Below are 16003 nucleotides of genomic sequence, written 5' to 3'. Positions count from 1 at the left end.
ACCGTTTCACGGTCTGAGAATACCTTTTTTTGCTTTAGTAAAGGGGTTCTTTTTGAGTGTACAGTTTAAATATGGTAAGCTGGTTTTACCAATGTTGGAGAGGAACATCATTTATGAAGCGCAAATTCGGAGACCGGGCCAACTGGCGCAGAATCACCAATCGCAAGTTTGCTTGCCGGTATGTAGAAAGTGACGCGTTTACAGGATATGTGACCCTGTATACAATTTTGAGTCTCAAGGAGCCGTTATGGAAAAGTTACGGTGGTCATACGTTTTGCATAGCCGATAAAGGATATTCCTGGCTACAATATTATCCAAAAGGTGAGCACTATGTGGTGACTGCTATGTTTGACAACCGGGAGCAAATCGTTGAATGGTACATTGATACCTGCCGAAATCAGGGTGTGACCGATCAAGGAGTCCCATGGTTTGACGATTTGTATTTGGATGTTGTGGTGCTTAAAAACGGTGAAATCTTCCTAGTGGATGAGGATGAATTGGAGGAGGCGTTACAACGGGGGCATATCTCAACGCAAGAGGCAGAATTGGCTAACCGTACAGCGGCTGATGTGTTACATCAGATAGATGCCCACGTGTTCCCCTATTTTAAAATGTCGCTGAAACACCGGGCAGAATGGTTTCACAACGGTGATTTCAAGAGAGAACGGTGAAAGTTTTGCAGTGGATTAAAGACACTAGGCCCAAACGCCCTGAGTTGAAAAGTGGGCAGAGTCGCCTTAAGAAGATATCTATGGTATCCAAGCGTCTTGTACTTTGTTTGATGATTTTCATTTTGGTTGGATTGGTATGGGCAGGTATCCGAGTGTGGGACATGAATACAGCCGCCTCTACCACTCCGCTCAAGCAAGTGCAAATTGGAATCGTACTAGGTGCTTCTATGTGGGGGGCTGAGCCCAGTCCTGGATTGAAGGAAAGGCTGGAAGAAGCATTGCGCTTATACCGCAACGGGACGGTACAGCGTCTAATTGTAAGTGGGGGACTGGATAAACCAGATTTTCCGTATACGGAGGCTGAGGGCATGCAACGCTATTTAGTAGATAGGGGGGTCCCTGTACAGCATATTGTGTTGGAAAACCATGCGACCAGTACTTACGAAAATCTTCTCTATAGCCAGCGCATCATGAATGAATATGGATGGACCTCCACCGTGATCATCACACATAGCTATCATGGCCCTCGAGCGATGGAGATTGCTCAATTCTTGAAATTTGATCATCCTCAGATGGCTCTGACGGAATCCAAAGTGCTGAATATGCCAATTCATCAATCAAGAGAAGTATTGGCATACGCTAAATGGACGCTGCAACGGTGGTGGATCAGCGCTCAAACTTGGGTTGCCTGAATTAAAGAAAAGGCTTTGTGCACGTTCCCGTTGCTTTTATGCTAATAAGGACATGCCAGACCGAATACATTAATAGGGTAAGCTGTGCCTGAAGAAATGTTGAGGTGATGGATGCATGAACGGACGGGGAATCGCCGCGGGCAAGCGGTCGGAGGAGAGACCTTCCAGACAAATTAATGTCGTGCTGCGTAGCCCGGAGCCGATAGCTTCGGTGACTGTGGACGAGACGGAAGCAGTGGCTTCAACCAAGTCACAGGCGCTACCGCAGTATCTCAGTCTTTATCAGGAAATTCAGAAAGAACTCGATCATCTCGTCGGCTTGGATAACATCAAAGACCTGGTATTTGAGGTATATGCCTTTTTGCAAATCGCCCATATGCGCACGGATGCGGGATTATTGAGCAATGCACACGTATATCACATGATTTTCAAAGGAAATCCAGGTACAGGCAAAACGACAGTAGCCCGCATTATCGCTAAAATGCTGCAAAAAATGGGTGTACTGAGCAAAGGTCATCTGATTGAGGTAGAGAGGGCTGATCTGGTCGGTGAGTATATTGGCCATACGGCACAAAAAACGCGAGATCTGGTAAAGAAATCTCTTGGCGGCGTGTTGTTCATTGATGAGGCTTACAGTTTGGCACGCGGAGGGGAAAAGGATTTTGGAAAAGAAGCGATTGATACCTTGGTAAAGTCCATGGAAGACCAAAAAAATCAATTTATTTTGATTCTCGCTGGATACTCGGGGGAAATGGACTTTTTTCTACGAACAAATCCTGGTCTTCCTTCTCGCTTTCCAATCCAGTTGGATTTTCCTGATTATACTGTGGATCAGCTTATCCAAATTTCCGAGATGATGGCCAAGGAGCGGGATTATATTCTCATGCCTCAGTCCATAATTAAAATGAAGGAGCATTTGCTAAACGAGCGTAATGACAGTCTTCATGCATTTAGTAATGCACGATATGTTCGTAACGTGATTGAAAAAGCGATTCGGCACCAAGCTGTCAGGTTGCTCAATCAGTACCGGAGCGGGCAACCTGGCAAACAGGAATTGATGACGCTGCGTCCAGAGGATTTGAAAATGGACAAAAGATAGGCGATAATAGGAATCTGAATCACATCGAATGGTATGACATCGAGCGGGGGCCGGCCTGAACATCAGGTCGGTCTCTGTTCGAGAGTTGACATGAAAATAAAGGAGCAAACAATATGGCGAACTCCACTCATGATACACAAACCGAAATGCAGGACAAGGCGGTACTGGTCAGTCTAATTACGGATGAAGTCAAACGATCTGGCATCAATACGGAATACTCGTTGGATGAGCTGGTGAAACTGGCTGAGACAGCGGGAGTTGAAGTATTGAGCGTCCTGACACAGAATAAGGAAGCTAAGGATTCAAAATGGTTTATTGGCAAAGGAAAAGTAGAGGAATTGCGCGCAGTTGCTGAAGAATTGGGAGCGAATACAGCTATTTTTGATCAGGAGCTCTCGGGGGCCCAAGTACGGAATCTGGAAGAAAGTCTGGATCTCAAAATTATTGACCGGACACAATTGATTCTGGACATTTTTGCACAACGTGCAAAAACACGGGAAGGTATTATTCAGGTTGAACTGGCGCAGTTGTCATATTTACTCCCACGTTTGTCTGGACATGGAAAAAATCTCTCGCGTCTCGGTGGTGGAATCGGGACACGTGGTCCTGGTGAAAGCAAGCTGGAGACAGACCGCCGTCATATTCGTGATCGAATCAGTGATCTGAAACGCCAACTGGAGGAAGTGACCCGCCACCGGTATTTGCACAGGGAGCGCAGACAAAAGAGCGGCATTGTTCAGGTTGCACTTGTTGGCTATACCAATGCGGGCAAATCGACGCTGTTGAAGCAACTGACAGCAGCCGATGTATATATTGAGAATCAACTGTTTGCGACGCTGGATCCTACCTCCAGAACAATGGAGCTACCGAGTGGAAAAGAAGTTATTCTTACGGATACGGTCGGTTTTATCCAAAATCTCCCTCATGATTTGGTTGCTTCCTTCCGTGCTACTTTGGAGGAGGCGAATGAGGCTCATCTCATTTTGCATGTCGTAGACGCGTCTTCGGATATGCGAGACGAACAGATGAAAGTTGTAGAGACGATCTTACAACAGCTAGGGGCTGCGGACAAGCCTCAGATCGTATTATTTAACAAAAAAGATGCCTGTACCCCTGAGCAACTGGAAATGCTTCCTTCTGGGGAGGGCTATTTGAAAATTAGCGCTTTTGATGAAGGCGATTTGCTGCGCATTCGTGAACTGATTCAAGAGCATTTGAGCGGTGATACGCTGAGATTCCGCATTCCTGCGGAACGTGGGGATTTAACCTCGGTGCTTTATCGAATCGGAGATGTACTGCTGACAGAGTATGATGGAAATGATGTCATTTATGAGGTTGAAATTCAAAGAGGCGAGTACGAAAAGTATGGTCATGCACTCAGCGAGTTCACAGAAGGTTAACATGTAATGATGTTTTTGGGTCAATAAAATGATAATGCTCATCGTTCAAAGTGAACAATAATATAACATGAATAGCCTAAGGCTGCGTAAGAGAGAGGGTCAAGAAGGTAAATGGTAGTTTTTAGTCCAGAAATTCAGCAAATTCAGGAAACGGCAGAACATAAAATACAAGAACGTATACAGCACATAGATCATATTGTAGATTCAAATCAGTGGAAGGTAATTCAGGCATTCCAGCGGAAGCAAGTGAGCGATTTTCATTTTGCGGGTTCTACGGGATATGCTTACAATGACCGGGGACGTGAGGTGCTGGAAGAAGTCTATGCGGATGTGTTCGGTGCGGAGGCAGCGTTGGTGCGTCCGCATTTTGCTTCGGGTACTCATACAATTGCCACTGCTTTATTTGGTGTGCTGCGTCCAGGGGATGAACTGTTATACATTACCGGGAGGCCTTATGATACCCTGCACAAAGTGATTGGTAAGCCCGGCGACGGAACAGGATCATTGCAAGATTTTGGCGTTACTTATGGAGAAACCGCACTGACAGCTGAAGGTAAAGTGGACTGGGAAGCGGTGGAGGCTGCTATCCATGCCAATACCAAAGTGATCGGTATTCAGCGTTCACGCGGTTATGATTGGAGAGCTTCGTTTAGTGTAGCAGATATTGAAGAAATGACAGCACGTGTGAAGGAAATAAAACCTGACGTCATTGTCTTTGTTGACAATTGCTACGGTGAATTTACCGAGAAGCTGGAACCTACTCAGGTCGGTGTCGATTTGATGGCAGGTTCGTTGATTAAAAATCCCGGTGGTGGCATTGCTGAAACGGGTGGATATATCTGCGGCAAACAAAAGTATGTAGAGCTGGCATCCTACCGATTAACTGCACCTGGAATCGGTGGAGAAGTAGGTGCCATGTTAGGTACTACACGAGGCATATTTCAGGGACTATTCCTTGCCCCAACACTGGTTGGGCAAGCGGTTAAAGGGAGTGTATTCGCAGCTGCGGTCTTTGAGGAGATGGGATTTGAGACCAAACCTGCCTGGCATGAAGAGCGTACGGATTTGATTCAGGCTATTTCTTTTAGCGGACCAGAACATCTAATTGCTTTTGTACAGGGAATTCAGCGTGCGGCTGCCGTGGATAGCCATGTGGTGCCGGAGCCGTGGGATATGCCTGGTTATGAGCATCCAGTTATCATGGCAGCAGGTACGTTCATACAAGGGGGAAGTTTGGAACTATCCGCAGATGCTCCGATTCGTGAGCCTTATATTGGTTACATGCAAGGGGGCTTAACCTACTCTCATGTTAAATTTGGAGTGCTTATGGCTCTGCAAACGATGAAAGAACGTAAATTATTGTGAGTTTTTCTAACATGTCATTGACACTTTGCATCAGCTAAATGTACAATAAGGTGAATAATAGATCACTGGAAGGTTGATGACAAATGGGCGACGAAATTCGCAGAAATATGGCCTTATTTCCAATAGGTATTGTCATGAAGCTAACGGACTTGTCAGCACGTCAGATTCGTTATTATGAACAGCATAACTTGATAGTTCCTGCCCGTACATCGGGAAACCAACGTCTTTTTTCTTTTAATGACGTAGAGCGTCTGCTTGAAATTAAGGCGTTGATCGAGAAGGGTGTTAACATTGCGGGAATTAAACAAGTCATGAATCCGGTTACCAAGGAATCGGAGGAAGCTACGGTTATTACTGCAGATACGGAAGTCAAACGCCGTGAAATGTCCGATACTCAGCTTCACCGCTTACTGAAACAACAACTTGTTGCAGGCAAAAGACCAGGACAGGTGTCCCTAATCCAAGGCGAATTATCACGGTTCTTCAATAAGAGATAATGCTTTGACTTACCTCTTGGTATAAGGTCGCCTTACTTTAAAACCAGGTCTCATCATTTAAGTAATTTATAGAACAACAGATTTGTATATAGTCGTTACAGAAAGGGAGAGGTTAGAGTGAGTTATAGCAGAGAAGATATCCTTCGGATTGCGAAAGAGGAAAATGTTCGTTTTATTCGTTTGCAATTTACAGATTTGCTGGGCACTATTAAGAACGTTGAAATTCCGGTTAGTCAACTGGAAAAGGCATTGGATAATAAAATGATGTTTGACGGTTCTTCCATAGAAGGTTATGTGCGTATTGAAGAATCTGATATGTATTTATATCCGGATTTGGACACTTGGGTGGTATTCCCTTGGGTAACCTCGGATCGTGTAGCTCGTTTAATCTGCGATATTTACAAGCCGGATGGAGTTCCGTTTGCAGGTGACCCGCGGGGCATCTTGAAACGTGTACTTAAGGAAGCAGAAGAGTTGGGATACACTTCGATGAATGTCGGACCAGAGCCTGAATTCTTCTTGTTCAAAACGGATGAAAAAGGCGAGCCAACTACAGAACTGAATGACCAAGGCGGGTATTTTGACCTGGCTCCGATGGATCTGGGTGAAAACTGCCGTCGTGAAATTGTACTTAAGCTTGAAGAGATGGGCTTCGAAATTGAAGCATCTCATCATGAAGTTGCACCTGGTCAGCATGAAATTGACTTTAAATATGCAGATGCAATTAAAGCTGCCGACCAGATTCAAACGTTCAAGCTCGTTGTTAAGACGATTGCTCGTCAGCATGGGTTGCATGCTACCTTTATGCCAAAACCTTTGTTTGGTGTAAATGGCTCCGGTATGCACTGCAATCAATCGTTGTTTAAGGACAATGAAAACGTATTTTATGATGAAACGGACGAACTCGGATTAAGCCAGACGGCCCGCCACTATATGGCTGGTATTCTTAAACATGCACGTGCAATGGCAGCGATCACGAATCCAACGGTAAATTCCTACAAACGTCTCGTACCAGGTTATGAAGCGCCTTGTTATGTGGCTTGGTCTGCAAGCAATCGCAGTCCAATGATTCGGATTCCTGCGTCCCGTGGTCTGAGCACTCGCGTCGAAGTTCGTAACCCTGACCCGGCAGCGAATCCTTATTTGGCCTTGGCAGTGATGCTGAGAGCAGGTTTGGATGGTATCAAACGTCAGTTGGCTCTGCCAGCTCCGATTGATCGTAACATTTACGTAATGTCTGAGGAAGAGCGGATTGAAGAAGGCATTCCAAGTCTGCCTGCCGACTTGAAAGAAGCTTTGTCTGAGCTTATTCGGAGCGAAGTTATCTCTGACGCACTAGGCGACCATGCTCTGGCCTACTTCTATGAGCTTAAGGAAATTGAATGGGATATGTACAGAACACAGGTTCATCAATGGGAACGCGATCAATATCTGACGCTGTATTAATAGATAAAATCCTGTAAGTATGCGGTTTTTTGGGGAATTGTAATGGGGGACATTTCAGAGGATGTTATCAATTCTTCTGGGGTGTCCCCCAAACGTCCCCCAACTTTAAATTGTTTGAGCCGAGAATTTTGCTTGTATATTCCTCATATCTATCTATGTTACGTTTCTCTAACTTTTTAGAAATGTGTGCGTATACATCAGATGTAATCTGCACACTACCATGACCAAGCTGTTCCTGGACAAACTTTATATCGGCTCCAGCTTCAAGCATGAGCACTGCGTAGGTGTGACGAAGAGAATGGATACGTAAAACCTCATCGAGACTAGCACGTTTCAAGATACGCTTAAATGCGTTAAATAGTGTTGACTTCGGCATAGGACGCCCGTCATTCCGGCATAGAACGAGATTTAAATCATGTCGGTACATTGTTTCTCCAAGATTAATTTTATTCTGATTCTGCCAACTAGCATGATATTTCAGATCGTTGATTAGAGATGTACTTACACTGATTGTTCGTTTTGATCTAAAGGTTTTTGTTTCCCCGAATAGCTCGTCCTCGTTATCAGGTTGAAAATCCAAAGTTTCATTAATGTGAATTTTTTTCTCCTTAAAATTAATATCAGACCACTTTAAAGCAGCGGCTTCACCCTTACGCATGCCAGTCTCCAACAGTAACTTGAAAAATATCCAGTAGATATAACCATATCCTCTTGCTGTATAAAGAAAACGAGGAATATCCTCAGAATCAATGAAATCAATAGTTTTTTGTTTCCTCTCTCCCTTAATAATTGATCCTATGCATGGATTACGTTCTAACTTTCCTTGAATTACTGCGAGTTCTAAAGCACTGTAAACTGTTGAGTTAATTATTTCGACTGTTCTTCGGCTTAAGTTTTTTTCTAAACAAGCATCTAAAAATTTTTGGTACATATCTGGTTTTAAATCTTTTATCATTAATTTTTTAAAATAAGGCTTGATGTGTGTTTTTAGATTATTCATATGTTGTTTAAGTGTGTTTTTTCTAACATCTCCTTTTTTATAGTTAATGATCCAACTTTCTATATAATCAACGAGAGGCATATCAATCTGTTCGTAGCCTTGTTTTATTTTCTTTAAAAATTCTGCTGCAGCTAACTCTGCTTCCGGTTTTGTACGGAACCCCCGTTCTGATTTCTCCTTTTGCTGCTGTGTAAACGGATCGGTGTACTTTAACCGATACCGCCATCCACTCTTTAATCTTTTAAAGTTTGCCATGTTTATTCCTCCAATGGAACATGTGTTCCGTTTTTTGTGTATGTGAAACCGCCTCGCAGCGGTGAAAGCGCAAAGTGAATATTTAAAGAAGCTATTTTATTCAAATACAACTAATCTTTTTTGTTCTTTTTAGCATCCCAGAACATAGCTTCCATGACCCGTTTAATTTTTTCTTTGTCATCTTCTGAGATTAGTACGCCGTCGAACATTACCGGCACATCTTCTTCAAGTATTGTTTTAAAATCTCGAATGTCCTTTGATGTGGCCCACTCTGGGTACTGGCGATCATCTTTTTCGGCTTCTGTACGGCCAAGGAGGTAATCTACAGTTACATCAAAATACTCGGCTAATTTTGAAGCCACCTCAGTATTTAAGGTTCGGCTTCCTTTTTCGATGTTGTATAGAAATTGAGGGGTAATTCCTAAAAATTCCGCTACTTGTACTCCTGATTTCTTTTTTGATTTTCTAATCTCTCTTATCCGGTTAGGATAACTAGACATGTCCTGTGACCGCTCCTTTTAAACTAATTGATGAATTAATGATATCAACAAATAGATTAAAATACAAACAGCAAATAGATTAAAAAGAAGCAAATAGGCGAAAAAACGAGCATTTATATTAATTTATATGATTAATAATCTAAAGCGTTTAATTTAATTAATCAAATAGATTAATATTGATTCAACGGAGGTGATGAAATGAAGGTTTCTGAACAAATGAGGCCACTTATAAATGAAAAAGGATTAAATCCTTCTGATTTAGCTCATTTAGTTGGGTGTTCCCCGCAGTACATGCACAATTTGCTAAATGGAAGTCGTCGGTGGAACGAAACCACGCTTAGAAAAGCTTGCGATGCTTTGGGGCTGGAGATCAACCTGGTTCCCAAAAAATTAACAGAAAGCAACAGTTAAGGAGGGATGAACATGTTGTCAGTCAGCATTGACGAAAAAGAAGCCTTTCAACTGGTCAAATCGAAGATAGCTGAGGTCTTAAAAGAAGCTGATGTAGAGTACGTATTTTGGGATGCGGCTGAATTAAAGCGTCGCACATGTATGAGTTGGAATTTCATACAAGAGCAATTTTTTTTTCATCCCGATTTTCCAAAGCGAAAAGTGAGCAGCAAATGGTACTTCCCTGCGAGGGAGACTCGGAAGTTTTTGGAGCAATGGCTGCTAGATCAGCCTAAATGACGACTACCGCTGCCGACTCTCGATTACTTAGTTGAATCAAAACACTCAAGAAAGGAGAAACAGTATGACTATACCCAATATATGACAACTGGATAACAGACTTCCTGATTTAAAGAATGTAAGCACTGATGATTTGATCAATGAACTGGTAACTAGACCAGGAGTCAAAAAAATATCCGTAGGGCTGTATCAACCCTACGAACTTAAAAGGAAATATCACAAAGAAAGGTTGTCTGATGAAGATATCTTTGTAGAAGCGAAAGAGGTTCTTGTTGTAATACCTAGTCTGAAAACGGATGATTCATTAGAAACTGTGGAGAAATTTTGGCAGGAGCGCTCCGAGTTGATTGAAAGGTTCCAAAAGCAGAGCTAAAGGAGGCGACATCACTTGTCTACGTGAACAAGCAAAAGAGGACGGAGACCTGCTGCTGCACACATGGTATGTCGCTAAGGAACATCGCTGGCATCCGGACGCAAAGGCTATGCTCCGTCAGTACATCGAAACACAATATGACGAAATGTACGAAGATTGGGATGACAGGGTGTTTGGTTGCTTGAAGCAAGAACATTATGACCGGATTCAGGCTGTGCTTAACGAAGCATTCAGCAGCGACCACGCAACAAAATACTGGATGTTAGACGGGCCGGAAGTAATTATTGACACGCTGGATCAACCGAGCGCCTAAACAGGGGCCTTCTGGCCTCTTACCCTATACCCCTATATACCAAGGAGATGATCGGATGCAAGCTGATGAAGTGATAATTTGCAGAGAATGCAGGTATTTGGTTAAAGGTAAATGCCTCAAAACAGGTACGCTGGGCGTTGAACCGGAGGAAATGGGTTTTGGTGAACTAGCCTGCGAAGAATTTGAAGAGACAGACTAATACCCCTATAAAGCAACATTATCTCAAGGGACGATACTCGAGATTTATTCATCCGCCCAAAGCGGTCATACCCCACCATATTAAACATTTGAAATATCACATTCACAGCATTGAAACATATGTATTGATTTTGATACAACAGAGGATATGGGTATTTTTAATCTATATGGAATATTTGGGGATTAGGCTATACAAGGCGTATAATAGAGCAAATGATAATATCCAGAGAGATAATATTGCCTCTTCTCCTATAGCTCTCATCGTAAACATATTTATAGGAGAAGAGGGGTGTCAGAAAATAAAACTGAGAATTAGAATAGCATAAAAACGATTTTTAAAAAATCACTCAGCTTATGCACAAGATTTCTGTCTTCTTATGGATAAATTATTGTTACCACCTGGGTAGTGAGACGATTGTCTCGGCGCATTTAAGACTTACAACCTTAAGTTAGCAGGCGGCTACGCCTTGTGTAAAAGCATCAAAAAAAGTATTGAATTTAAGAAATCCATCTGATGGATCGAGCCAAATCCCACTAAAGGACATAAAATCTGGCGCAATGCTCGTAACTCGCATGAGATGTGCCGTCATTGGTCCGGCTGCGCTAATACCAGTAATTATAAAAGTGAATTTAGGACTACCGAAACAAGAAACTAAATTTATCCTTTGGGAAGCAGTTAGTGTGCGGTAAGGAATTTCAGGGAAATTATGATTTCTTAAATAGTATGGAGGGGATGTTTGGCTACCTGGAAGAGGTGGGTTTTGTCCTGCTTTTTGTTTAGCAACATAATCGACTAAAAGATGCGGATTTGAGTTCAGGTAGTTAAGTTGATTGATTTGCTCTGTAGTTGGATAAGACGCGGCTCCAGCAGATGTTTGAGGTAACGGCTGAACAGTGCTCATTTGAGGTAATGGCTGAACAGTACTCATTTGAGGTATTGAATCTTGGCCTGTGGTGAATTGTTGACCTGGTGTAGTTACTGAACGATTCATTTCTTGTTATCCCCTTTAAATTAGTATTGGGCTATGCACGATCTAAAATATGCCCATTTAATCTGTTATGTGTCTGATGAGGGTGCTAATATTTTAAATGGCTTTACAAAAAGCAACTCAAAAAAGTAGTTTAGATTCTGAAAATTCGTTTCATAGTAAAATGAGATGAAAACTAACGTATTAAGCCCCATAATGTATGCTGGATATTGTTTTTTTAAAAATATAGCTTCAAATGATAATCGAGAAAAATCTTAGATACGTTAGGCTGCGTAAGGAGTGATATCCATGGATAATCAACCTGTAACATTTATTGATAAAGTAGAGGGTGCTGCTGACACGATAAAAATTATTCAGGTGAATTTTTTTGACGATATCGAACAAGATGATATAAAAAAACAAAGTGGCTACTGAACAAATATACTGATCTAATAGATGTAATAAAGAACTATGAATATTCACTCCATCAGTTGGAAAACGGTATGGCTGCATATGATTTGCTTTCGGCAGAGGGATCGGTTGCTAAACGAGTTTCGGGACAAGAATTGACAGCAGATGTTACAGCAAATGCCGTTCTACTCAAAGACCAGCGCCACGTGAATTATAAATTTTATCAATTCCTCACAAATAACATTAAATTTGCAATAAATAATATACGCGATAAACATGAAGGGTTGATTGCAAAGTTGCTATTTCTGGATGGAATGAAGTACCTCAAAGCACAACAATATTTAGAGAAGGGTTATCGTAAGGATATACCAGGAATCTCAGCGACTACGTTTGCAGACAAAAGACGTAAGGCCATAGAAAGCATAGCAAAAAGTCTTAAAGTCAACCGAACACTGGATTTTGTCACTATTGACTATGGAAGGGGACGGAACAAGGAAGGTGAAATTGGACTTAGGATGCCAGAAGTAAATTAGACCGTAAGGGCTTAAGCCTTTGCGGTCTTTATTGTAGGTGTTAGAGAAAATAAAGTTCTAAACTGACAATGCTTCATAAAGCTAACGGGCAGGATAGTTCCAACATTCTTGTATTTACAAACTCAATAGGTATTTGGTAAAATTACACAAATGCAATGACGGGAAGAGTAAATAAGGTTTACTTTAACAGAGAACTCTGGTAGCTGAAAAGGAGTAAAGGAGACCTTATTGAACCAAATCTCTGAGCATCACATCGGAACTTGAGCCATTTCAGGGGATGGTGTGACAGGAGCTCCTGTTACAGAGCTAGAGTATAAGCATGTATATCATGCCGTACTCGATAAGGTTAATCTGAAGACAGATTAGCGAACTGGGGTGGCACCACGACGAAATCTCGTCCCCAAGACATCGTTCTTGGAGGTGGGATTTTTTATTTTTGTTTGGTTTTTCAAAGAATTCCAATTTGTATTGAAAATCATAGGGCTTTTTCAAGCGGAACGAAGTTTAATGTAGAAAGGAGCAATAAATCCAATGATAAAAGCTTACTGGAAATATTTCTTATACATCCTTAATCACAAACTGAATGTCCTAATTGAATGTTGGAAGGAAGGCCTGTATATTCAGGGGATTATTCACGATTGGTCGAAGTTTTCACCGGCTGAGTTCTTTCCCTACGCAAAAAAAATTTATTCCGGGAAACCTTTGAACCTAGAAGATGAGTTGAATTGGAAATACGCATGGCTCCGACATCAACGTAAAAATAAGCACCATTGGGAGTATTGGGTTATTAACCCCAATACAAAAGAGGCATTACCCATGCCAAAGAGGTATGTCATCGAAATGGTATGTGATTGGCGTTCCTTTTCAAGGAGATGGGGGAGAAAGGTAAAAGAATCATCTCTAAACCTTACTGATAGTATAGTGGTTCATCCCGAAACGAAAAGAGAACTTGAGCTTCTGACATCTCCTCAACGGATAGGTAATCCATTAAGCTAACGGGCAGTTTAGTTGAACAAGATAAGTGGAGGTTTTATGTCGCATTTGACGCAAACTGTGAAGGAGGAAGCTGGGAAAATGATAGCTAAGTGTAAAGTGTTGAGTTAACTATCCAGCTTGTTTGTTGATGTCTTTAATGTTTGTGCAGCCTCATCGAGATAGATATCTAAAAAAGTACCATCAGTAAATTTAATAACCACGGCATTAGTAGTGATGGCGACATCTTCAATCGTCCTACCTTTAAGTTTTTCAGGTATAACTTTGAAATTAGTCGATTCCACATTCATCAAATCCTTTCATTGATTACACATCTTAGTAATCGGTAATAAGTATATAAAACCTATATTAGTCTAACACTTCTCATTATAAAAGTAAAAGATGAATGATAGAAATACTGAACAGTACGAAGATATTGTGTAATAAAAGAAAGCGTGCTTATTCAACTAACGAGGAACGTTAGTTCAATGGAAAAGCGACAGTCTAGGACTTTTTTTTCGTCCTTGGCTGTCGCTGTTTCAATTTCTAGGCTCCGTCTACTACTTTATTTTCTGCTGATAGTAGGAACTAATAAATCCGTAGTAGGCGCGTAGTAGAAAGGATTTACACTTTATTCAGGAAACAAATTAAATCTATTCTAGGAGGCAATAAACATGGCACATAGTTACGCTTACTTGGACAAGGAAAAAATTCTCCATCTCCATCCATTGGAAGATGAAGCAGTTAAGCATGGCAAGTATGTAGGTACCAATCTGGATTACGACGAAAGCGGCTTTCCGGTTATCGGCGGCGAAGGTGTAGTTTACTATGTAGACAAAGACACAGCTTATGTAAACGGAAATGAACATGATGGAAAACAAATTGATGTACCAAGTGGCCTTAAATCACTAGCTAGTCAACTTCAGTAATCGTTAAGATTTAAATGTGGTGGCGGAATAGACGCAAGGCCGTGATACACGCCTCGCCCACATCGAACTACAACTAATTCGAACAGCCGTAAAGAGGGTCATAATACCCCATCAATAAGGGCGGCAGATTGTTCCGCATGTAATGCGGACTATAGCGATTGACGGTAATCGCTGTGAAATAATTCCCGTTGGGAACCATACCGCGTGTATAAGGGGGCGGCAGTGGCAAGCGCATGACGGAGGGTTAGGGCGCAAACAATAATGATGTGGTGGTGGAAAAGTGCCAATAATGGCGGGAGACGCTGAAAGTCAAAGGGCAGAGCCAGACGCAAATGGCACAAAGCGGAGGACTGGCGTAATGCAGGTTCGAATCCTGTCCACATCAAAAATGATATCTGTACAGAGAGGGTAACGGGAAACCGTTGCTCTTTTTGTTATGAAAAGGAGATTATGCGATATGAAACCAACGATCGGAAGAATGGTCCACTACAAGGACACAGAAGGTAAGACGCTTGCAGCAGTAGTCGTTTATGTTAACCCTGATACTATCGGGATGGTCAATCTGTCCGTATGGAATGAATTCGGCGCACCGTTTAGAGTTTTGAACGTTCGTCAAGGAGACGGTCTGGAGCAATGGGATTGGCCGCCACGTCAGTAGCAAACTTTTCCCGGCCTAGTCCGGGGATATGACACATACAGGATTATAGCGGTTCGATTCCGCTGTGTGTCATTCGCCTACTGTGAAGGGTTATCCGAAAATGATGTTAAAATATTCCTGTACAGAGAGGGAGGGAAACCTATATTATGACTTTGAGACTAGGTCTAACTCACTATATAAGGGACGGGATATTTAGATGAAAGACAAATTAAAAGGACTTGTATTAGGACTTGTGGCAGGCTCATTAATGACTGGTGTTACAGCTTTTGCTGCTAGTGGATCAATGATTGAGGTCTTCTACAATGTCAAAGATATAAAGATTAATAATGTTTCAAAAATGCCAACTGATGACAGTAAAGCATTCGTTTATAACGGGACAACCTATGTTCCTTTAGGTTTCATTTCAAGTGCTCTTGGTCAAAGTGCAAAGTGGGATGGAAACTCTAAAACTATTTATATTGGTGGGGAAACAGGAGAAAGCAAAACGCTGTATTTAAATAAAGATATAAAGTATATGAATAGCCAATATGGAGACTCTATGACTTCTTTAGATACTCAATACAACAGTAGTAAAAAAGTTACCGATAATGTAGGCAATGAACATTCAAGTTATTTGCTCATGACATTGTACTCATATTCTCTTGAGGAAAATTCCTGGCAGTATGTGGAGTATCCTTTGAATGGGAAAATGAAGATGTTCAAAGCAAAACTTGGGGTAACAGATGAATTTAAAGATAAAGGCGGCGTTGCACAAGTAACGATATCTGCTGATGGAAAAGAGATTTATTCTAAAGAAATCACTCCAGGTAATCTCCCAGAAGACTTAAACTTAGATGTTAGTAATGCACTAAAGTTGAAAATTAAGATTGAGAGAAAAGGTAGCGGATCAGTTCAGGTCGGTTTCTTTGATCCTATGTTGACGCAATAATAAATTATTGAATAAAGCCGCTGAAAGCGGCTTTCAGATTGTCGAGAAACCCCCTGTTTTTTTGCAGGGGGTTTAAAACTGTCTTAGTGGTCTAAAAACTAGGGT

At 41.7% G+C, this 16003-nt stretch carries 19 protein-coding genes, 1 pseudogene and 1 other annotated feature; of the genes and pseudogenes, 16 read left to right on the top strand and 4 right to left on the bottom strand.

The features are described 5' to 3' along the window. Positions 1-113: 113 nt before the first annotated feature. The 7 genes from ACYCSE_RS24060 (at position 114) to glnA (ending at position 7170) form a co-directional block, all read left to right on the top strand. On the top strand, positions 114-671 hold the full coding sequence (locus ACYCSE_RS24060) for a ribonuclease FAU-1 family protein (RefSeq protein WP_013310580.1): 558 nt from the start codon (positions 114-116) through the stop codon (positions 669-671). Then, a complete protein-coding gene (locus ACYCSE_RS24055) occupies positions 668-1363 on the top strand; it encodes a YdcF family protein (RefSeq protein WP_446674744.1) in 696 nt (231 codons plus the stop codon). Before ACYCSE_RS24060 ends, ACYCSE_RS24055 begins: the two co-directional genes overlap by 4 nt. A 115-nt stretch (positions 1364-1478) precedes the next feature. After that, positions 1479-2462 (top strand): AAA family ATPase, encoded by a 984-nt coding sequence (locus ACYCSE_RS24050; RefSeq protein ID WP_025718768.1) that lies wholly within the window; start codon positions 1479-1481, stop codon positions 2460-2462. A 113-nt stretch (positions 2463-2575) separates the two neighbouring features. Continuing rightward, positions 2576-3862, top strand: coding sequence for a GTPase HflX (gene hflX / locus ACYCSE_RS24045; RefSeq protein WP_013310577.1), 1287 nt, complete (start codon positions 2576-2578; stop codon positions 3860-3862). A gap of 111 nt (positions 3863-3973) precedes the next feature. After that, entirely contained in the window at positions 3974-5227 is a 1254-nt protein-coding gene (locus tag ACYCSE_RS24040) for a methionine gamma-lyase family protein (RefSeq protein ID WP_013310576.1), read from the top strand. An 83-nt stretch (positions 5228-5310) separates the two neighbouring features. Then, a complete protein-coding gene (locus tag ACYCSE_RS24035; protein ID WP_007430683.1) occupies positions 5311-5724 on the top strand; it encodes a MerR family transcriptional regulator in 414 nt (137 codons plus the stop codon). Between the two features lie 117 nt (positions 5725-5841). Beyond that, a complete protein-coding gene (gene glnA, locus ACYCSE_RS24030) occupies positions 5842-7170 on the top strand; it encodes a type I glutamate--ammonia ligase (protein ID WP_013310575.1) in 1329 nt (442 codons plus the stop codon). A gap of 67 nt (positions 7171-7237) precedes the next feature. Here glnA and ACYCSE_RS24025 read toward each other — a convergent pair whose 3' ends face one another. After that, on the bottom strand, positions 7238-8425 hold the full coding sequence (locus tag ACYCSE_RS24025; RefSeq protein WP_459700313.1) for a site-specific integrase: 1188 nt from the start codon (positions 8423-8425) through the stop codon (positions 7238-7240). Positions 8426-8535: 110 nt separating this feature from the next. Continuing rightward, positions 8536-8925: a helix-turn-helix domain-containing protein gene (locus ACYCSE_RS24020; RefSeq protein ID WP_075154359.1), complete on the bottom strand. Its 390-nt coding sequence runs from the start codon at positions 8923-8925 to the stop codon at positions 8536-8538. 198 nt (positions 8926-9123) lie between these two features. Here ACYCSE_RS24020 and ACYCSE_RS24015 point away from each other — a divergent pair, with 198 nt between their 5' ends. The 4 genes from ACYCSE_RS24015 to ACYCSE_RS24000 all read left to right on the top strand — a co-directional run bounded on the left by ACYCSE_RS24015 (position 9124) and on the right by ACYCSE_RS24000 (position 10500). Further along, entirely contained in the window at positions 9124-9336 is a 213-nt protein-coding gene (locus ACYCSE_RS24015) for a helix-turn-helix domain-containing protein (protein WP_459700310.1), read from the top strand. A 12-nt stretch (positions 9337-9348) separates the two neighbouring features. Beyond that, on the top strand, positions 9349-9615 hold the full coding sequence (locus ACYCSE_RS24010) for a group-specific protein (RefSeq protein WP_069289747.1): 267 nt from the start codon (positions 9349-9351) through the stop codon (positions 9613-9615). Positions 9616-9962: 347 nt separating this feature from the next. Next, positions 9963-10301 carry a hypothetical protein gene (locus ACYCSE_RS24005; RefSeq protein WP_459700308.1) on the top strand — a complete coding sequence of 113 codons (339 nt, stop codon included), beginning with the start codon at positions 9963-9965 and terminating at the stop codon, positions 10299-10301. A gap of 55 nt (positions 10302-10356) precedes the next feature. Continuing rightward, a complete protein-coding gene (locus tag ACYCSE_RS24000) occupies positions 10357-10500 on the top strand; it encodes a hypothetical protein (protein WP_459700306.1) in 144 nt (47 codons plus the stop codon). Positions 10501-10948: 448 nt separating this feature from the next. On the opposite strand, the gene ACYCSE_RS23995 is transcribed toward ACYCSE_RS24000, so the two are convergent. Further along, entirely contained in the window at positions 10949-11491 is a 543-nt protein-coding gene (locus ACYCSE_RS23995) for a hypothetical protein (protein ID WP_459700304.1), read from the bottom strand. Positions 11492-11776: 285 nt separating this feature from the next. Here ACYCSE_RS23995 and ACYCSE_RS23990 point away from each other — a divergent pair. Together ACYCSE_RS23990 and ACYCSE_RS23985 are read left to right on the top strand one after the other, a co-directional pair. Further along, positions 11777-12411: pseudogene (locus tag ACYCSE_RS23990) on the top strand (hypothetical protein). Between the two features lie 146 nt (positions 12412-12557). Further along, positions 12558-12816 (top strand) — a binding site (T-box leader). 126 nt (positions 12817-12942) lie between these two features. After that, positions 12943-13407: a DUF5662 family protein gene (locus ACYCSE_RS23985; RefSeq protein WP_459700302.1), complete on the top strand. Its 465-nt coding sequence runs from the start codon at positions 12943-12945 to the stop codon at positions 13405-13407. A gap of 104 nt (positions 13408-13511) precedes the next feature. On the opposite strand, the gene ACYCSE_RS23980 is transcribed toward ACYCSE_RS23985, so the two are convergent. Continuing rightward, positions 13512-13688, bottom strand: coding sequence for a hypothetical protein (locus ACYCSE_RS23980; protein WP_167669709.1), 177 nt, complete (start codon positions 13686-13688; stop codon positions 13512-13514). A 369-nt stretch (positions 13689-14057) separates the two neighbouring features. Between ACYCSE_RS23980 and ACYCSE_RS23975 the strand changes: the two genes are divergently transcribed. From ACYCSE_RS23975 to ACYCSE_RS23965, 3 genes are all read left to right on the top strand, one after another. After that, a complete protein-coding gene (locus ACYCSE_RS23975) occupies positions 14058-14312 on the top strand; it encodes a hypothetical protein (protein WP_459700299.1) in 255 nt (84 codons plus the stop codon). 457 nt (positions 14313-14769) lie between these two features. Then, positions 14770-14970 (top strand): hypothetical protein, encoded by a 201-nt coding sequence (locus tag ACYCSE_RS23970; RefSeq protein WP_459700297.1) that lies wholly within the window; start codon positions 14770-14772, stop codon positions 14968-14970. A gap of 196 nt (positions 14971-15166) precedes the next feature. Then, the gene (locus ACYCSE_RS23965; protein WP_459700295.1) at positions 15167-15898 is read left to right on the top strand and encodes an NPCBM/NEW2 domain-containing protein; all 732 of its coding nucleotides are present in this window, start codon (positions 15167-15169) and stop codon (positions 15896-15898) included. The last annotated feature ends 105 nt before the right edge of the window (positions 15899-16003 follow it).

It is taken from the genome of Paenibacillus sp. SEL1, from assembly GCF_054602535.1.
Note: the sequence above shows the minus strand (reverse complement) of the source record. Positions and strands in the feature narration are given on the sequence as shown.